The organism is Stenotrophomonas sp. YJH_SMC_17 (assembly GCF_059371655.1).
The window spans coordinates 1,021,404-1,038,078 of the sequence record NZ_JCAFUU010000001.1 but is presented as its reverse complement, the minus strand read 5'-3'; the positions used below and the strand labels follow the sequence as shown (position 1 = coordinate 1,038,078).

General features: G+C 67.3%; 14 protein-coding genes. 11 read left to right on the top strand and 3 right to left on the bottom strand.

Annotation, left to right across the window (positions count from 1 at the left end; translation table 11 throughout):
• Nucleotides 1-10 precede the first annotated feature (10 nt).
• Together AC5P8Z_RS04955 and AC5P8Z_RS04950 are read left to right on the top strand one after the other, a co-directional pair.
• Entirely contained in the window at nt 11-820 is an 810-nt protein-coding gene (locus AC5P8Z_RS04955) for a pseudouridine synthase (RefSeq protein WP_495228288.1), read from the top strand.
• An 84-nt stretch (nt 821-904) separates the two neighbouring features.
• Nucleotides 905-1,240, top strand: coding sequence for a hypothetical protein (locus tag AC5P8Z_RS04950; protein ID WP_295565159.1), 336 nt, complete (start codon nt 905-907; stop codon nt 1,238-1,240).
• A gap of 87 nt (nt 1,241-1,327) precedes the next feature.
• Here the strand turns inward: AC5P8Z_RS04950 and kbl are convergent, their stop codons facing one another.
• The gene (gene kbl / locus AC5P8Z_RS04945) at nt 1,328-2,536 is read right to left on the bottom strand and encodes a glycine C-acetyltransferase (RefSeq protein WP_286071065.1); all 1,209 of its coding nucleotides are present in this window, start codon (nt 2,534-2,536) and stop codon (nt 1,328-1,330) included.
• Between the two features lie 197 nt (nt 2,537-2,733).
• Between kbl and AC5P8Z_RS04940 the strand changes: the two genes are divergently transcribed.
• Nucleotides 2,734-3,426 (top strand): TorF family putative porin, encoded by a 693-nt coding sequence (locus tag AC5P8Z_RS04940; RefSeq protein WP_495228286.1) that lies wholly within the window; start codon nt 2,734-2,736, stop codon nt 3,424-3,426.
• A 199-nt stretch (nt 3,427-3,625) separates the two neighbouring features.
• Here AC5P8Z_RS04940 and tdh read toward each other — a convergent pair whose 3' ends face one another.
• Nucleotides 3,626-4,648 carry an L-threonine 3-dehydrogenase gene (gene tdh, locus AC5P8Z_RS04935; RefSeq protein WP_005415442.1) on the bottom strand — a complete coding sequence of 341 codons (1,023 nt, stop codon included), beginning with the start codon at nt 4,646-4,648 and terminating at the stop codon, nt 3,626-3,628.
• Nucleotides 4,649-5,065: 417 nt separating this feature from the next.
• On the opposite strand from tdh, the gene AC5P8Z_RS04930 reads away from it, so the two are divergent.
• The 7 genes from AC5P8Z_RS04930 (at nt 5,066) to AC5P8Z_RS04900 (ending at nt 13,698) form a co-directional block, all read left to right on the top strand.
• Nucleotides 5,066-7,231 carry a S46 family peptidase gene (locus tag AC5P8Z_RS04930; protein ID WP_286071067.1) on the top strand — a complete coding sequence of 722 codons (2,166 nt, stop codon included), beginning with the start codon at nt 5,066-5,068 and terminating at the stop codon, nt 7,229-7,231.
• Between the two features lie 218 nt (nt 7,232-7,449).
• On the top strand, nt 7,450-8,094 hold the full coding sequence (locus AC5P8Z_RS04925) for a histidine phosphatase family protein (protein WP_049430321.1): 645 nt from the start codon (nt 7,450-7,452) through the stop codon (nt 8,092-8,094).
• Between the two features lie 41 nt (nt 8,095-8,135).
• Complete coding sequence (gene folC / locus AC5P8Z_RS04920; protein ID WP_295565162.1) at nt 8,136-9,407, top strand: bifunctional tetrahydrofolate synthase/dihydrofolate synthase; 1,272 nt, start codon at nt 8,136-8,138, stop codon at nt 9,405-9,407.
• 81 nt (nt 9,408-9,488) lie between these two features.
• The gene (locus AC5P8Z_RS04915) at nt 9,489-10,541 is read left to right on the top strand and encodes an SPOR domain-containing protein (protein WP_495228284.1); all 1,053 of its coding nucleotides are present in this window, start codon (nt 9,489-9,491) and stop codon (nt 10,539-10,541) included.
• 46 nt (nt 10,542-10,587) lie between these two features.
• Nucleotides 10,588-11,367, top strand: coding sequence for a CvpA family protein (locus tag AC5P8Z_RS04910; protein WP_286071070.1), 780 nt, complete (start codon nt 10,588-10,590; stop codon nt 11,365-11,367).
• A gap of 30 nt (nt 11,368-11,397) precedes the next feature.
• Nucleotides 11,398-12,864: an amidophosphoribosyltransferase gene (gene purF / locus AC5P8Z_RS04905; protein ID WP_286071071.1), complete on the top strand. Its 1,467-nt coding sequence runs from the start codon at nt 11,398-11,400 to the stop codon at nt 12,862-12,864.
• A gap of 9 nt (nt 12,865-12,873) precedes the next feature.
• Complete coding sequence (locus AC5P8Z_RS04900; RefSeq protein WP_286071072.1) at nt 12,874-13,698, top strand: ferritin-like domain-containing protein; 825 nt, start codon at nt 12,874-12,876, stop codon at nt 13,696-13,698.
• 21 nt (nt 13,699-13,719) lie between these two features.
• Here AC5P8Z_RS04900 and AC5P8Z_RS04895 read toward each other — a convergent pair whose 3' ends face one another.
• Nucleotides 13,720-15,177, bottom strand: coding sequence for a T6SS phospholipase effector Tle1-like catalytic domain-containing protein (locus AC5P8Z_RS04895; protein WP_495228282.1), 1,458 nt, complete (start codon nt 15,175-15,177; stop codon nt 13,720-13,722).
• 225 nt (nt 15,178-15,402) lie between these two features.
• Here AC5P8Z_RS04895 and AC5P8Z_RS04890 point away from each other — a divergent pair, with 225 nt between their 5' ends.
• Nucleotides 15,403-16,656, top strand: coding sequence for a zinc-dependent metalloprotease (locus AC5P8Z_RS04890; RefSeq protein ID WP_295565169.1), 1,254 nt, complete (start codon nt 15,403-15,405; stop codon nt 16,654-16,656).
• Nucleotides 16,657-16,675 lie beyond the last annotated feature (19 nt).

Genomic DNA, 16,675 nt, shown 5'->3' with positions numbered 1-16,675 from the left:
GAGCAGAGGCTTGCGTACGCGCCGCCCGCCTGCATCCCCCGCCGCCCGCTCCCACGCAACGCGTGGGCGTGCGACTCCCGCTGCCACGCCCGCCGGTGTCCGCCATGGCCTGGCGCGCGTGCTGTCCAAGGCGGGTGTCTGTTCGCGCAGCGAAGCCGCGCGCTGGATCGCCGATGGCCGTGTGCGTGTTTCCGGACGCATCGTGCGTGATCCGGAATTTCCGATTGGCCAGCCGGCGCCGCCGATCGAGGTTGACGGCCAGCCGATGGGCGCGCCGCAGCGCCTGTATCTGATGCTGAACAAGCCACGTGGGGTGGTGACCACCGTGCAGGACGAGCGTGGCCGCGACACCGTCTATCGCTGCTTCGATGGCGCCGGCCTGCCGTGGATCGCCCCGGTCGGGCGGCTGGACAAGGCCAGTGAAGGCCTGTTGCTGTTCAGCAACGATCCGCAATGGGCCGCGCACCTGACCGATCCGGAAACCGGTCCACAGAAGACCTACCACGTGCAGGTGGACCATCTGCCCGACGAGGACACCCTGGCTGCGTTGCGCGCCGGTATCGAGGACGAGGGCGAGTTCCTCGTCGCCCAGGCCGTGCGCGTGCTGCGCAGCGGCGACAAGACCGCGTGGCTGGAGGTGGTCCTCGACGAGGGCCGCAACCGTCACATCCGCCGCCTGCTGGCGGCCTTCGACCTGCAGGTGCTGCGCCTGGTCCGGGTCGCGATCGGTGGGCTGCAGCTCGGCGATCTCGGCAAGGGACAGTGGCGGATGCTGGAGGTCAGCGACCAGCGGCGGCTGGGGGCCGCTGCAACGGGCTGATCATCGCCCGCGGCCGGCAGTTGCCGGCCACCGTTCCAGGCGTGGGGGCGTCTGGTTGTTGAATTTCCCGAACGGAGCCTGCCCATGTACCACCTGACCCTCAACCCAACCCTGCGCTGTGCAGGCCTGCTGCTGCCGATGGTGCTGCTGACCGCCTGCGGCGGCCACAAGAAGGTGGCCAAGGCCGAAACCCCTGCCGAGACCCCGGTGGTGGAAGTAAAGGCCCCGGAACTGGATGGCCGCGGCAGCTACCGCTTCATGATGAGCAACGGCGACCAGAAGATGACCGCCGACCAGTTCGATGCCTGGATGAAGGCCAATGGCATCCGCGTTGCCAAGGGCAATGGCCAGGACGCTGCCGCCAAGCCGGTGGTGGTGGCCAGCAAGGACGAACCGAAGGGCAAGAAGAAAAAGAAATGACGCCTGTGGGTGCCGACCTGGGTCGGCACGCCTTGCCTGGTGGGGGCAGAGCCCTTTCCTGCGGAAAGGGATCCGACCCCGGGGCGGTCAGCCCTTGATCACGCCCAGCTCGACACCGATGCGGGTGAACGCATCGATCGCGCGGTCCAGCTGTTCACGGGTGTGCGCGGCGCTGATCTGGGTACGGATGCGCGCCTGGCCCTTGGGCACCACCGGGAAGAAGAAGCCGATCGCGTAGATGCCTTCTTCCAGCAGGCGCTCGGCGAATTTCTGCGCCAGCGGTGCGTCGTAGAGCATCACCGGGCTGATCGGATGCACGCCCGGCTTCACGTCGAAACCGGCGGCGACCATCTTCTCGCGGAAGTGGCGGGTGTTCTCCACCAGGGTGTCGCGCAGGTCGTCGGCGGCGGCCAGCATCTCGAACGCCTTGATGCCTGCGGCCACCACGTGCGGCGGCAGCGAGTTGGAGAACAGGTAGGGGCGCGAACGCTGGCGCAGCAGTTCGATCACCTCGGCACTGGCGCAGGTGAAGCCGCCCAGCGCGCCGCCCATGGCCTTGCCCAGGGTACCGGTGATGATGTCGATCTTGTCCAGCACGCCCTTCACTTCGGCCGAGCCACGGCCGGTGGCGCCGAGGAAGCCGGTGGCGTGGCACTCATCGATGTGCACCAGCGCGTTGTACTTCTTCGCCAGCGCGGTGATCTCGTCCAGCGGCGCGATGAAGCCGTCCATCGAGAACACGCCATCGGTGGTGATCAGCTTGGTCTTGCAGCCGGCGGCATCGGCAGCCTGCAGCTGCGCTTCCAGATCGGCCATGTCGCAGTTGGCGTAGCGGAAGCGCTTGGCCTTGCACAGGCGCACGCCGTCGATGATCGAGGCGTGGTTCAGCGCATCGGAAATGATCGCGTCGTTTTCGCCGAGCAGCGGCTCGAACAAGCCGCCGTTGGCGTCGAAGCAGGCGGCGTAGAGGATGGTGTCCTGCTTGCCGAAGAAGTCGGCGATCTGCTTTTCCAGCTGCTTGTGCAGGTCCTGGGTGCCGCAGATGAAGCGCACCGAGGCCATGCCGAAGCCGTGGGTATCCAGCGCGTCCTTGGCGGCCTGGATCAGGTCCGGATGGTCGGCCAGGCCCAGGTAGTTGTTGGCACAGAAGTTCAGCACCTTGCGGCCGTCGTCGAGGGTGATCTCGGCCGACTGCGGGCTGGTGATGATCCGCTCGGACTTGAACAGGCCCTGGGCGCGGATGGCGTCCAGTTCCTCGGCGTAGTGGCGGGTCAGGGCGGAGGAGGCGTCGGTCATGGCGTGGGCACGGCTCAGCACGGGGAAACCACTGATTCTACCGGGCAACGGCGCCCATCGACCGGGCCGGACAGGGCCCCGCCACCGGCGGCACATGTTGCATCGCAATAGCAAACGGGTTAAAAATTCGTGAACCCCGCCTGTCTGGCGCCGGTTGCCCGCTCCCCCTCCCGCCCCCGCCACCCTCGGAGACGCCCATGAAGCATGCCCGTGCCTGCCTCGCCATTGCCGCCGCCCTGACCCTTGCGCCGTTTGCCGCCAGTGCCCAGGACAACGAATCGCCCTACAGCTGGAACGTCACCGCCGTGTCGGACTACCTGTTCCGTGGCGTGTCGCAGACCGACGAGAAGCCGACCCTGCAGGCGGGCTTCACCTACACCTCCCCGGTGGGCCTGTACGCCGGCGTCTGGGGATCGGGCGTGGACTTCGGTGCGGGCGACCCGAACACCGAGGTCGACTACCAGATCGGCTATGGCGTGGACGTCACCCCGCGCGTCAATTTCGATGTGCTGCTGAACCGCTATACCTACATCGGTGCCAGCAACCAGAACTACAACGAGCTGGTTACGACGACCACGCTGGACGAGACCTACAAGCTGACCGTGGCCTACACCAACGACCAGTGGAACAGCGGGACCGACGGCTGGTACTACGGTGTCGGCGGCCAGTGGGGCCTGCCGCGTGACTTCACCCTCAACGCCAACGTCGGCCGCAGCAGCTTCGAGAAGGGCCTGGCCAAGGACTACACCGACTGGAACGTCGGCGTCAGCCGCCAGTTCGGCCTGTTCAACGTCGGCCTGGGTTACTACGGCACCGACAGCAATGGCCGCGAGAACTCGGGCAAGCTGGCACACAGCCGCGTGCTGCTGACCGTGGCGGTCGGGAAGTAACGCCGCAGGCGTTACGGTAGGTGCCAGGCTTGCCTGGCACGCTCTACGAAAAAGGCGCCCATCGGGCGCCTTTTTCAATTCCGCAGTGTTCTTGATCCCATCCGGGGGAGAGCCCCCTTGTTGTTCCAGGGGGCGCGCCAATGGCGCGGGGATAAGAAAACATGCGCGGACTGATTCAACGTGCCGAGGGCACGGTGAATCAGTTCCAGCTCAGCACGACCTTGCCGGCCTTGCCTTCTTCCATCAGGTCGAAGCCCTTCTGGAAGTCGTCGATCGGCAGCTGGTGGGTCATCACCTTGCCGAGCGGGAAGCCGGACAGCACCAGCTGGGTCATCTTGTACCAGGTCTCGTACATCTTGCGGCCGTAGATGCCCTGCACGGTCAGGCCCTTGAAGATGATCTTGTCCCAGTCGCAGCCGGCGCCCTTGGGCATGATGCCGAGCATGGCGATCTTGCCGCCGTGGTACATGCAGTCGAGCATGTCGTTGAACGCGCGTGGGTTGCCGCTCATTTCCAGGCCCACGTCGAAGCCCTCCATGTGCAGTTCCTTCATCACGTCCTTCAGCGACTGATTGGCGACGTTGACCACGCGGGTGGCACCCATGTCGGCAGCCAGCTTCAGGCGGAAGTCGTTGACGTCGGTCACCACCACGTTGCGCGCACCGATGTGCTTGCAGATGCCGGCGGCAATGATGCCGATCGGGCCGGCCCCGGTGATCAGCACGTCCTCGCCGATCACGTCGAACTCCAGCGCGCAGTGCGCGGCGTTGCCGTAGGGGTCGAAGAAGGCGGCCAGCTCGGACGGAATCTGGTCCGGGATCGGCCACAGGTTGCTGGCCGGCATCACCATGTATTCGGCGAATGCGCCGTTGACGTTGACGCCGATGCCGACGGTGTTCGGGCACAGGTGCGGGCGGCCGCCACGGCAGTTGCGGCAGTGGCCGCAGACGATGTGGCCTTCGGCCGAGACGCGCTGGCCGATCTCGTAGCCGGTCACGCCCGGGCCGATTTCGGCAATGCGGCCGACGAATTCATGGCCGATGGTCAGGCCCGGCTTGATCGTGCGCTGGCTCCACTCGTCCCACAGGTAGATGTGCAGGTCGGTGCCGCAGATCGCGGTCTTCTCCAGCTTGATCAACACCTGGTTCGGGCCCGGGGTCGGTACCGGAACCTCTTCCATCCAGATGCCCTTGGCCGCTTCGCGCTTGACCAGGGCCTTCATCGTTTGCTGCGCCATCGGGTGGAACTCATCAGGGGGAAAACGCGGATTATAGGGTGCCGGGCGGAATTCCCATGTTGCGCTGCGGGTGCATTGGCGGAACGAAAGGCGTGCGCCGGCAGGCGTTTCGAACGTGGCCGCTGCACTCGCCGGGCATGGCCCGGCGCTACCGCCCGAGGCCAGGGAATTGTCGGGAGACGGGAGGCCAGGCCGATGCAGGACCGTAAGCGCCATGGATGGCGCGATCGAGCCCCCATGGATGGGTTTACGGCGTGTCCTGCATCGGCCTGGCCTCCCGTCTCCGTCCGATCGCAGTGGAGACGCTGAACGGTGGAAGCATCCGATTGCATGACTTCCGGGGTTCGGGCCGGGGCAGGGCGGCGGGCTACAATCGAGGGTTCCACTACCAGGGGCCGCTCCATGCGCTCGAACCTGCTTGCATTCTCCATCGTCGCCAGCCTCGGGCTGGCCCAGGTCGCCCATGCCGCTGAAGGCATGTGGGTGCCGCAGCAGCTGCCGGAAATCGCCGGCCCGCTGCAGAAGGCCGGCCTGAAGCTGTCCCCGGAACAGCTGTCCAACCTCACCGGCGACCCGATGGGCGCGGTGGTTGCGCTGGGCGGCTGCACCGCCAGCTTCGTCTCGCCGCAGGGCCTGGTGGTCACCAATCACCACTGCGCCTACGGCGCCATCCAGCTGAATTCGACCGCGCAGAAGAACCTGATCAAGGACGGCTTCAACGCCCCGAAGCACAGCGATGAACTGAGCGCGGGCCCGAATGCCCGCGTCTACGTGCTGGACCAGATCACCGACGTCACCGCGCAGGCCAAGGCCGCGATTGCCGCCGCCGGCAACGACCCGCTGGCCCGCAGCCGCGCGCTGGACGCCTTCGACAAGGCCCAGGTCGCCGCCTGTGAAGCCGAGGAAGGCTTCCGCTGCCGCCTGTACACCTTCTCCGGCGGCAACACCTACCGCCTGTTCCGCAACATGGAAATCAAGGACGTGCGCCTGGTCTACGCGCCCCCGGGCAGCGTCGGCAAGTACGGCGGCGATGTCGACAACTGGATGTGGCCGCGCCACACCGGCGATTTCTCGTTCTACCGCGCCTACGTCGGCAAGGACGGCAAGCCGGCGGCGTTCTCGGCCGACAACGTGCCGTACCAGCCCAAGCACTTCCTGAAGTTCACCGACCAGCCGCTGGGTGCCGGCGACTTCGTGATGGTGGCCGGTTACCCGGGCCGCACCAACCGCTATGCGCTGGCCGGTGAGTTCAACGAAACCGCCAACTGGACCTACCCGACCATCGCCAAGCACTACAACGCGGTGCTGAAGATGATCGACGAGGCCGGCAAGGCCGACGCCGACGTCAAGGTGAAGTACGCCGCCACTGCCGCCAGCATGAACAACGTGGCCAAGAACTACTCGGGCCAGCTGGAAGGCTTCAAGCGCATCGACGCGGCTGGCCAGAAGCAGGCCGAAGAAGCCGCCGTGCTGGCGTGGCTGAAGAAGCAGGGCGCCGCCGGCAAGCCGGCACTGGCCGCACACGCGCAGCTGGTCAAGCACCTGGACACCAGCAAGGCCACCCGCGAGCGTGACCTGTTCGTCGGCCAGTTCAACAACACCCAGGCGGTCAGCGCTGCCATCGGCCTGTATCGCCTGTCGATCGAGCGCACCAAGCCGGACGCCGAGCGCGAAGTCGGCTACCAGCAGCGCGACCTGCCGACCCTGGAAGGCGGCCTGAAGCAGATGGACCGCCGCTACGTGGCGAAGATGGACCAGCAGCTGCAGACCTACTGGCTGGACCAGTACGTCGCCCTGCCGGCCGCACAGCGCAACAATGAAGTGCTCAACACCTGGCTGGGTGGCAGCGATGCCAACGCCGTCAAGGCGCTGGTCACCAAGCTGTCGGGCACCGAGCTGGGCAGCCTGGACGCGCGCCTGAAGTGGTTCAAGGCCGACCGCGCCGCGTTTGAAGCCAGCAGCGATCCGGCCATCCAGTACGCGGTGGCGATCATGCCGTCGCTGCTGAAGCAGGAAGAGCAGAAGAAGATCCGGGAAGGCGAGTCGCTGACCGCGCGTCCGCTGTACCTGCAGGCCCTGGCCGACTACAAGAAGAGCCAGGGTGAGTTCGTGTACCCGGACGCCAACCTGTCGCTGCGCATCACCTTCGGCAACGTGATGGGCTATGAGCCCAAGGACGGCGTGGCCTACACCCCGTTCACCACGCTGGAAGGCATCGTCGCCAAGGACACCGGCGTGGATCCGTTCGATGCGCCCAAGGCGCTGCTCGATGCGGTCAAGGCCAAGCGCTACGGCGGCCTGGAAGACAAGCGCATCGGCTCGGTGCCGGTGAACTTCCTGTCCAACCTGGACATCACCGGCGGCAACTCCGGTTCGCCGGTGCTGGACGCCAACGGCAAGCTGGTCGGCCTGGCCTTCGACGGCAACTGGGAATCGGTCAGCTCCAACTGGGTGTTCGACCCGGTGATGACCCGCATGATCTCGGTCGACAGCCGCTACATGCAGTGGATCATGCAGGAGGTGGCGCCGGCACCGGAGCTGCTGAAGGAACTCAACCTGGCGAAATAAGGGAGTGCCGGCCGCTGGCCGGCAACGCCTACGGCCTGGCGGTGCAACCACGCATGGCGTGGATCTACTGCCGGACCTGAAACCCCGCGACGCAGGTCGCGGGGTTTTTTCATGCCCGCCCCGGCCCGGTGCGCCGAACAGGTATCATCCCTGTTCCGCATACTTCACAGGATGTGAACGAACGCGGAAACCTCCTTCCCCCAGGACCCCTTGCTCGCATGCGCATCCTGCTTGCCCGTCACGGCGAAACGCCGTGGAACGCCGAAGGCCGCTACCAGGGCCAGATCGACATCCCGCTTTCGCCGATCGGTGAAGCCCAGGCCCAGGCACTGGGTGCCCGGCTGGCCTCGGTGGACATCACCCGTGCCGTCGCTTCGCCGCTGTCGCGCGCGCAGCGCACCGCGCAGCTGGCGCTTGGCGCCGCCCGCGCCGACATGCTGCTGACCGAGCCGGAGCTGCAGGAAATCGCCCACGGCGAATGGGAAGGCCTGCTGGCCAGCGAAATCAACGAAAAGGATCCGTCGCGCCTGCAGGCCTGGCGCGAGGAACCGGATACCGTGCTGATGCCCGGCGGCGAATCGCTGCGCCTGGTGCTGGAACGCAGCTGGCGTGGCCTGGCCCGTGCCACCGAAGGCCTCGGCGAGCACGACACCCTGCTGGTGGTCGCCCACGACGCGGTCAACCGCGTGATCCTGTGCAAGGTGCTGGGCCTGCCGATCTCCCGCCTGTGGACCTTCCGCCAGGCACCGACCACGCTCAACCTGCTCGAAGGCCCCGACCTGGACAGCCTGGAAGTGGTGCGCCTGAACGACTGCGCCCACCACACGCCGTTCTTTGGCGAAGCCAAGCACCGCGCCCTCTGATCCATCCCCCCGCATCAACTGCTTCTGCTGGAACCGCTGCCGTGACGAACACCCCGACCACCCTGGCCGACTGGCTGGACTACATTGAACGCCAGCACCCGGCGACCATCGACATGGGCCTGGAGCGCGTGCGCGCCGTGGCTACGGCGATGGGCCTGGGCGCGCCGGCCAAGCGCACCATCGTGGTCGGTGGTACCAACGGCAAGGGTTCCACCGTGGCCTTCATCGAGGCCATCGCGCGCGCCGCCGGCTGGAAGGTCGGCGCGTACACCTCGCCGCACCTGCTGCGCTACAACGAGCGCGTGCGCATCGACGGCCAGGACGTGGACGATGCCGCGCTGGTTGCCGCGTTCAACGCCATCGAGGCGGCGCGTGGCGAAACCACGCTGACCTATTTCGAGTACGGCACGCTGGCCGCGCTGCGGCTGTTCGGCGACGCCGGGCTGGACCTGGCGGTGCTGGAAGTGGGCCTGGGCGGTCGCCTCGATGCGGTCAACATCATCGACGCCGACGTGGCCGTGATCACCACGGTGGACATCGACCATGCCGAGTGGCTGGGCGAGGACCGCGAGGCGATCGGTACCGAGAAGGCCGGCATCATCCGCGGCTGGAAGCCGGTGATCCTGGGCGAGACCGATCCACCGTCGAGCGTGCTGCGCCGTGCTTACCTGGTCGGCGCCAACGCGATCCGTGGCGGCAGCGATTATTTCTACGAGCCGATCGATGCCCAGCGCTGGCGCTGGCGCGACGTCGGCCTGCGCATGGAACTGCCGACCCCGGCGCTGGCCGGCCCGATCCAGCTGGCCAACGCCGGCGCCGCCATCGCCGCGCTGCGCGCGCTGGACAAGCCGGTGCCGCGCGCGGCGTGGGCTGCCGGTGTCGCGGCGGCGCGCATTTCCGGCCGGCTGCAGGCATTCGAGCGCGACGGCGTGCAGATCCGTGTGGACGTGGGCCACAACCCGCAGGCCGCGGGCCAGCTCGCGCGTGCGCTGAAGGCCGAGGTCTCGGCCGGGCGCACCCTGGCGGTGTACGCCGCGCTGCAGGACAAGGACGCAGCGGGCGTGGTGCAGGCGCTGGAGGACGTGGTGGGCGAGTGGACCCTGGCCGGGCTGGAAGGCCCGCGCGGGCAGAGCGCCGCCCAGCTGCAGGCACGCCTGGCCGGCACGGTCGCCGCCACGGCGGCGCTGGCTGACAGCGTCGAACAGGCGCTGGCGCAGACACTGGCCCAGGCCGAACGTGGGGACCGGGTACTGGTGTTCGGCTCCTTCCATACCGCCGCCGCCGCCCTGCAATGGCTGCAGGACGCAGCCTGATACGCGTTCAGCCAACGCCGACGCCGTCCGGTCCGGCACCCGTATAATCGATGGCAATCTCCGGACAGTTGCCTGCCTCACGTGGATACGCCTCTGAAACAGCGTCTGATTGGTGCCATCGTGCTGGTGGCACTGGCCGTGATTTTCCTGCCGATGCTGGTCAAGGGACCCGCACCGGACAGCGGCGTCGCCAATGTGCCGATCGCCGCGCCGGATGCACCTGCCGATGGCCAGTTCGAAACCCGTGAACTGCCGCTGGTGGCCCCGGCGGGCGGTGCCACGGGGCTGCAGACCGGCCAGGCCAAACCGCTTGCGGAGGCCACAGCGCCCGCCACGCCGCCGACCGTGGACACGTCGCCGGCGGTTGCCGCCGGCAACTATGCGGTTACCTTCGGTGCCTACGGCAGCAAGGCCGACGCTGACGCGGTGATCGCTTACCTGAAGCGCTCGCAGCTGCCGGGCTTCGCCGAAACGACGACCATCAACGGGCGCCAGGCATGGCGCGTGCGTGTCGGGCCGTATGCCGACCGCGCCCAGGCCGAGGCGGCTCGCCTGCAGGCGGTGAAGATCCGCGCCGACGTGAAGGCCGAAGTGATCACCCTGGATGCCGCAGCGGCCAGCAGCGCCCCGGTGGCAGCCACCCCGGCACCGTCCACGCCAGGCGCCAGTACCCCGTCCGCAGCCACTGCGCCGTCGGCCAGCAGCAACCCGGTGCACAGCGAAAGCCTGCCGCCGAGTACGCCGACCGCAACGACCGCAACGACCGCCCCGGCCGCCAAGCCGGAGCCGCCGAAGCCGGCGCCGAAGCCCGAAACCCCGAAGCCGGAGCCCAAGCCGGATGCCGCCGCCAGCAAGCCGGCAACCGCCCCGACCACGCCCGCCGCACCGGCGGCCAGCGGCGTCGGCTTTGCCGTGCAGCTGGGCGCGTTCGGCCAGGCCAACGATGCCAACGCCCTGCGCGACAAGGTCCGGGTCGCGGGCTTCAGCGCCTTTGTCGAGCAGGTGCGCACTGAAAAGGGCACCCTGCACCGCGTCCGCGTTGGGCCGGTGGCCAACCGCGCCGATGCCGAGCAGCTGAAGGCGCAGGTCGCCGCCAAGGTCGGCGTGGCCGGCATGGTGCGACCGCACCCATGACCCACGCGCAGCCCCGTTGCCAGCGCCGCCGAAGGAGCGGGGCGCCATGATCGACGTGGTGCTGCTGATCGTGATCGCCGCCTCGGCGCTGCTGGGGATGCTGCGCGGCTTCGTCGGCATCGTCATCGGCACCCTGTCGTGGCTGCTGGCCGCGTGGGCGGCCTTCGCCTTCGGCAATGACGCGGCCCATTGGTGGGCCGCCCCGGCCGCCCCGGGCGGCGAACACTTCGTTGGTGGCTACCTGGGCGTGGGCATCGGCGTGATGATCGTGGTCGCCGTGGTCGGCATGGTCATCAAGGCCCTGGTCAACCGCAGCATGCTCACCAGCCTGGACCGGCTGCTGGGAGGTGTGCTGGGCGTGGTCCGTGGCGGCCTGATCGCCGCGATCCTGCTGCTGCTGGGCAGTTTCACTCCGCTGACCGCCGAGCCTTCCTGGCAGCGTTCGGCGGTGCGCCCACTGCTGAACCCCACCGTTGCCTGGATGAACAGCAAGCTGCCGCACTGGGAGGTTGCCGGGGCCGATCTGCTGCCCAAGGCCTTGCCGACCGACGCGCTGTCCCCATCTGCATTGATGGAGTTGGGCAGGAACGCAGGCGGCGGGTTGGGAAAGCCGGGCGCGGCAGGCGATAATGGCATCCTCAACCAGGTAGTGGCAGGCAGCGGATGGCTGAGGCCTGCAAAAGCGGAACAGGGCGATTCCTACGATCCGGCCGAAGTGCGTCCGGACGCCCCAGCACTGCCGGACAGTATCGAGCCGGGCGATCCGGCCAATGTCGACCGCAGGCGCGGCGACCACCGCGGCCAGGTACGGCCACCTTCCTTGTAACTGGGCACAGCCCAGCGGAGACCTCGCACCATGTGTGGCATCGTCGGAATCGTCGGCAACCAGAACGTCGCCGGGCAGTTGTATGACGGCTTGACCGTCCTCCAGCACCGTGGCCAGGACGCGGCGGGCATCGCCACCGCCAATGGCAGCCGCCTGCGCGTGCAGAAGGCCACCGGCCTGGTCCGCGATGTGTTCGATGCCCGCACCATGTCCACCCTGGAAGGCAGCGTCGGCATCGCCCATGTGCGTTACCCGACCGCCGGTTCGGAAGGCATGGACGAGGCGCAGCCGTTCTACGTCAACTCGCCCTACGGCATCGCGCTGGCCCACAACGGCAACCTGATCAATACCGAGGCGCTGCGCCAGCAGGTGTTCGAGCAGGACCGCCGCAACGTCAACACCGATTCGGACAGCGAAGTGCTGCTCAACGTGTTCGCCTACGAACTGGAGCAGCAGCGCCAGCTCAGCCCGGAAGCGGCCATCCGCGCGGTGGCCGGCGTGCACCGCCGCTGCAAGGGCGGCTATGCGGTGGTCAGCGTGGTGCTGGGCCTGGGCCTGGTCGCCTTCCGCGACCCGCATGGCATCCGTCCGCTGGTGCTGGGCAAGCGCAGCCACGCTGAAGGTGACGAGTACATCGTGGCTTCCGAATCGGCGGCACTGGACGTGCTGGGCTTCCAGCGCGTGCGCGACGTGCAGCCGGGCGAAGCGCTGGTGATCACCGCGCGCGGCGAACTGTTCTCCGAAATCTGCGCCGAGCCCGCCGAGCACACCCCGTGCATCTTCGAGTACGTGTACTTCGCGCGCCCGGATTCGATGATCGACAACGTGTCGGTGCACAAGGCGCGCATGCGCATGGGCATCAAGCTGGGCGAGAAGATCCTGCGCCTGCGCCCGGACCACGACATCGACACCATCATCCCGATCCCGGACACCTCGCGCGATGCCGCGCTGGAAATCTCCAACGTGCTCGGGGTGAAGTACCGCGAAGGCTTCATCAAGAACCGCTACATCGGCCGCACCTTCATCATGCCGGGGCAGGGCGAACGCGTGAAGTCGGTGCGTCGCAAGCTCAACCCGATCCACCTGGAGTTCCGCAACCGCGTGGTGCTGCTGGTGGACGATTCAATCGTGCGTGGCACCACCAGCCAGCAGATCGTGCAGATGGCGCGTGATGCGGGCGCCCGCAAGGTCTACCTGGCCAGCGCCGCGCCGCCGGTGCGCTACCCGAACATCTACGGCATCGACATGCCGGCCGCCGAAGAGCTGGTCGCGCACAACCGCACGGTTGAAGAGATCGAAGCGCACCTGGGCTGCGACTGGCTGATCTACCAGGACATCGAGGACATGGAAGCGGCGGTGAGCGAGGGCAACCCGGCGCTGCGCAGCTTCGACTCGTCCTGCTTCAACGGGCACTACCCGACCGGCATCGAGCCGGGCTACTTCGAGCGCATCCAGCAGCTGCGTTCGGACGATGCCAAGCACAAGCGCCGCGCCTGAGGATCAGGCGTGGTTGATGTGCCCGACGTTGGTGGCGACCTGCTGCGCGCTGCGCAGCAGTGCCTGGCTGAAGCCGATCCGCTGCGCAAGGTTGCGCTGACCCAGGCCCATGCCGCTGCGTTCCGTGCCGGCCGCCTGAAGGTGGCTGCCGACGCGCCGCCGCCGGAGCCGATCCGCATGCCCGGCCGGCCGGCGCAGCTGGTGCTGGTGCACCCGCGCGAAGTGCCGCGGCGCGGACTGGGTGGTGTGGAAGGGCGGGCTGCTTTCATCCACGCCATCGCGCATATCGAACTCAACGCGATCGACCTGGCCTGGGATGCGGTGTACCGCTTCCGCGGCCTGCCGCCGGCGTTCCATGCCGACTGGGTCAGCTGTGCCGACGACGAATCGCGGCACTTCATGCTGCTGCGTGAGCGCCTGCAGGCACACGGCCACGACTACGCCGATTTCCCCGCGCACAACGGCCTGTGGGAAATGTGCGAAAAGACCGCGCACGATGGCCTGGCACGCATGGCGCTGGTGCCACGCGTGCTGGAAGCGCGCGGCCTGGACGTGACGCCCGGCATGATCGAGAAGCTGCGCAATGTCGGCGATGGTGAAACCGCCGATGTGCTGGAAGTGATCCTGCGCGAGGAAGTGGCGCATGTTGCCGCCGGCTCGCGCTGGTATCGCTGGTACTGCGACCGCGCCGGTGTCGAACCGCGCGCACGCTTCAAGGAACTGCTGGTGGAGTACGCCGGCGGCTACCTGCACGGGCCGTTCAACATGGAAGCGCGCCTGCTGGCCGGGTTCGATGCGGATGAGCTGGCCAACCTGGTCGAACAGGCGGGTTGATTGGCGCCGGTTGGATGCAGTTCACCCATTCGGCAACACCACGCGCTTGCCGTCCACGGTCGGCCGGTTGATGTAGAACAACCCCGGCCCCGGCCGGTATGGCAGTTCGCTGACGCCGGCATCGGCGGCGTAGGTCAGTGCGGTGTCGCCCAGCGCGTCGAAATTCCAGTGCGCCGACTGCATCAGGTAGCGCCGCCGCAGCAACGCTTCCTGGGTCTGGGTCAGTGCCTGTCCGCCCACCAGCCGCCGTGCGATCGGCTGCAGGGCCGACGGCAGCTCCCAGCCAGGAACTTCGGCGGCATTGGCGGTCCATTGCACGCCGGCATTGATAGCCTGTTGCTGCATCACCTGTAGTGCGATCAGCTGGTAACGCCAATCGATCTTCCGGCGCAGCACTACCGCAGCGGTCACATACAGCACCGGTGACAGCAGCACGCTGCGGCTGCCGGCACGACGCTGCTGCTGCCATTGGTGCCAGACATCCACCCAGACCTCTTTCTCGCCCACACCCAGTTGTTGCCGCCAGCGCTCGGCATCGGCCAGTGTTTCAGCGTAGGCCGTGGTCGTCTGCAGCAGGGCCAGCGGTGGCGTCTGGTAGTCAGCCACTGCTGGCCGACGCAGTTGTTGCCGACGTGGGCGACTGAGCAGCTTGGGGCCTTCCTCCAGCTGGTTGTAGCCACCACCGATGTTGGCGTGCACGCCGGGCAGCGCGATCTCGGTGAACGGCGGTGCCACGCTGGTCAGCGGATAGTGCTGGCGATGTTCATCACGCGCGGTGAGCTGTACGACGTGGCGTGCGATGCCACTGCGCAGAGCCAGTTGCGGCTGCTCATCGGCGCGGCCGCCATTGACCGCGACCACAGTGTCGAACAGACCGATGAAGCGCAGCACCGGCGTGGCGGGGGCGAAGTCGGTTGCACAGGCAAGGCCCGAGGCCTGCAGCAGCTGCCGCCACCGCGTGCCATCCCACCCCTGCAGCTGGTTGGCGATGTCACGGGCCGAGGCAGCGCCGCGTGAAAAACCGAACAGATCCAGCTGCACGCGATGCAGCGGCTGCCGCCAGCGCGTGGACAGTTCCGCCAGCGCGGCTGGCAGCAGCACCTGCAGCACGCGCTGCACTTTCGCCCGCACGCCGCTGGCACCGATACCGAAGGCCAGCCCGATCAGATCGTCATCGGCATCATCGCGGGTGCCCACGCCTTCCACATAGATCGACAGCGAAGGCGCGGCCATCGCATCGCGGCGGCTGTCCGGATACAGCTGCTGCAGGCGCGCGATGTTGGTCAGGCCATTGTCGTAGCTGCTGGTCAGCCGGCTCTGGTAGGTCGAATCGTCATCCGCACGCAGCTGCGCCGGGCGTGGCTGTGGCAGCTGTGGGCGACCGCGCGCCAGATTGTGGGCGTTGTTGCGGGTGCCATCGAAGAACAGGCCGATCCGCAGCAAGCCGACATCTTCGTCCGTGTCCTGCGATGGTGCCATGTGCATGTCCCGTCGTGGCTACGTCACGGTAGCGCGAAAGCGGTGTATTAGCGAAGTGTAGTGACGCTTTTGACCTTACTTAACGCAGATGCGGTCGATCACAGTTCCTGATTTTCATTCCCATCTTCTATTGAATTCACACGACCCGCGCAGGCCATATGGCCAAACCCGGCAAACCCGGGCGTGCTGCATCAACGCTGTTCACATCATTCAAGGAGCGACGCAATGTTGTCCAGATCGATTGGCAAAGCGGCAGGTGGCCTCGTATTGGGTTTGTCGGTGGCAGCGGCCGCGCATGCGGCACCGTTGTTCGAACCGGTGACGGTCATCAGCCGGGCATCGGCAAACAGTGAGCCTGCCCTGGGCAAGCTGCTGGCCACCCCGTCCACGGCGACGGTGCAGGAAGTGCGTGTCGACGCGGCGGCCACCGCGCAGCCGCAGCTGGAATTCGAGCTGCTCGGCAAGCGCGTGCAGGCGGTGCGCAGCAAGGTCGAAGCGCTGCCCGACGGCGGCAGCATCTGGTACGGCCAGTTCCGTTCGCCGTCCGACCGGCTGACCGCGGCCACCTCCAACGGCCAGGACGATCCGGGCAATTCGCTGATCCTGGTGCGTTCGGGCGACACCATCACCGGTTCGATCCGCAAGGACGGCAAGCTCTATCGCCTGCGTCCGCTGGGCAACCGCCACGTGCTGGTGGAAGTGGACGAATCGCGGATGCCGGCCGATCACCCGGCTGACTACAACCAGCTGCCGAAGATCCCGATGGCCGACAACGACCACATCGGCATCGCGCAGGCCTCGTCCGGCACGCCGGCGACGATCCGCGTGCTGGTGGTGGCGACCAACGCTGCTGTCACCGCCTATGGCGGCAACATGCAATCGCTGGTGCAGCTGGCAGTGGCCGAGTCCAACCAGGGCTACGTCAACAGCAACGTCGGCATCACCATGCAGCTGGCCGGTTACGAGACCACCAGCTACACCGAGTCCGGCAGCTTCGATACCGATCTGGCGCGCTTCCGTGGCACCAGTGATGGCTACATGGACAGCATCCACACCAGCCGCAACAACACCGCGGCCGACGTGGGCGTACTGCTGATCAACAACGCCGCCTACTGCGGCCTGGCCTCGGGCATCGGCTCGACCGCATCGACCGCATTCGCGGCGGTGTACTGGGATTGCGCGACCGGCTACTACTCGTTCGCGCATGAGATCGGCCACCTGCAGAGCGCGCGGCATGACATCGCCACGGACTCGAGCACCTCGCCCTACGCCTATGGTCACGGCTACCGCTATGAACCGGCCAGCGGCACCGGCTGGCGCACGATCATGGCCTACAACTGCACCCGCAGCTGCCCGCGCCTGAACTACTGGTCCAACCCGAACATCAGCTACAACGGCATCCCGATGGGCAATGCCAGTACCGCCGACAACCAGCGTGTGCTGGTCAATACGAAGGCCACCATCGCGGCCTTCCGCTGAGTCCGTACAGTCCGCGGCC

Coding starts and splice junctions, on each gene's coding strand:
- AC5P8Z_RS04950 (WP_295565159.1), top strand. CDS start 905: ATGTACCACCTGACCCTCAACCCAACCCTGCGCTGTGCAGGCCTGCTG.
- kbl (WP_286071065.1), bottom strand. CDS start 2,536: ATGACCGACGCCTCCTCCGCCCTGACCCGCCACTACGCCGAGGAACTG.
- AC5P8Z_RS04940 (WP_495228286.1), top strand. CDS start 2,734: ATGAAGCATGCCCGTGCCTGCCTCGCCATTGCCGCCGCCCTGACCCTT.
- tdh (WP_005415442.1), bottom strand. CDS start 4,648: ATGAAGGCCCTGGTCAAGCGCGAAGCGGCCAAGGGCATCTGGATGGAA.
- AC5P8Z_RS04930 (WP_286071067.1), top strand. CDS start 5,066: ATGCGCTCGAACCTGCTTGCATTCTCCATCGTCGCCAGCCTCGGGCTG.
- AC5P8Z_RS04925 (WP_049430321.1), top strand. CDS start 7,450: ATGCGCATCCTGCTTGCCCGTCACGGCGAAACGCCGTGGAACGCCGAA.
- AC5P8Z_RS04910 (WP_286071070.1), top strand. CDS start 10,588: ATGATCGACGTGGTGCTGCTGATCGTGATCGCCGCCTCGGCGCTGCTG.
- purF (WP_286071071.1), top strand. CDS start 11,398: ATGTGTGGCATCGTCGGAATCGTCGGCAACCAGAACGTCGCCGGGCAG.
- AC5P8Z_RS04895 (WP_495228282.1), bottom strand. CDS start 15,177: ATGGCACCATCGCAGGACACGGACGAAGATGTCGGCTTGCTGCGGATC.
- AC5P8Z_RS04890 (WP_295565169.1), top strand. CDS start 15,403: ATGTTGTCCAGATCGATTGGCAAAGCGGCAGGTGGCCTCGTATTGGGT.